Below are 992 nucleotides of genomic sequence, written 5' to 3'. Positions count from 1 at the left end.
CCCTGCGAGCCCACCGCCAGCGACGCCTGCGCCCCGTACAGCGCGCGGCGCACGCCCTCCACGGAGAAGCGCATCGGGTTGAGCGTCATCACCCACGACAGCACCGGCCCGGCTCCCTTGACCGGGAACATGGCTCCGGAGAGCACCCACATGGGCAGCATCACCAGGCTCATCACCGCGTGGTAGCCCGCGCTCGACTTCACCCACCAGGCGAGCGCCATGCCCATGCCGGTGAGCGCCAGCGCGGACAGCACCATCACCGCCGCGAGCAGCGGGTAGTCCACCGCCTTCACGTCCACGCCCGCCAGGGGCGCGAAGAGCAGGAACAGCGACGCCTGCATCAGCGCGATGCTGGACGACCCCAGCGCCTTGCCCAGCACCACCGCCAGCCGCGAGCCCGGCCCCGCCAGCACCGCCTGGAGGAAGCCCTCCTTGCGGTCCTCGATGACGGTGATGGTGGCGAAGATGGCGCTGAAGAGCACCACCATGGTGACGACGCCTGGGAAGAAGAACTGCTGGTAGCCCAGCCCCTGCGCGCCCTCCACGCGGAAGGAACCCGCGAACCCGGAGCCGATGACGAACCAGAACAGGATGGGCTGCGCCAGCGCGCCCACCACCCGGCTGGGCTGCCGGAAGAAGCGCACCACGTCACGCGACAGCAGCACCCAGACGGTGGCCCACTGCAACGCCAGCGTCCCCGGCTCCCGGCGGTGGACCGGGGCGGCGGGCGCGTCGACGGGCGCATCCACGGAGGAGGACGGAACAGGCACGGGGATGTCGGCGCTCATCGGCGTTTCCTCGGCGCGGGCGTGGGCGAGGGAGCATCCGCCCCCAGGGCCTTCCCGGTGAGCTGGAGGAACACGTCCGCCAGCGTGGGCCGGCGCAGCGACACGGAGGCGAACCGTCCCGGAGGGAAGGCCTCCACCAGCCGCGGCACCAGCGCGTGTCCCTGCGAAGCCTCCACCTGCACCCGCCCCTCCACCACCGTCGCC

At 72.1% G+C, this 992-nt stretch carries 1 protein-coding gene and 1 pseudogene; both read right to left on the bottom strand.

The genetic code is table 11. The features are described 5' to 3' along the window. A partial coding sequence (locus D7V80_RS41060) for an ABC transporter permease (RefSeq protein WP_120593156.1) occupies positions 1-788 on the bottom strand: 788 nt, incomplete at its 3' end. Next, positions 785-992 (bottom strand): annotated as a pseudogene (locus D7V80_RS41055) (ABC transporter ATP-binding protein); the annotation flags it as partial. The pseudogene D7V80_RS41055 and the gene D7V80_RS41060, both read right to left, overlap by 4 nt.

This window comes from Corallococcus sp. CA054B, assembly GCF_003611625.1.
Lineage (GTDB): Bacteria > Myxococcota > Myxococcia > Myxococcales > Myxococcaceae > Corallococcus > Corallococcus coralloides.
Note: the sequence above shows the minus strand (reverse complement) of the source record. Positions and strands in the feature narration are given on the sequence as shown.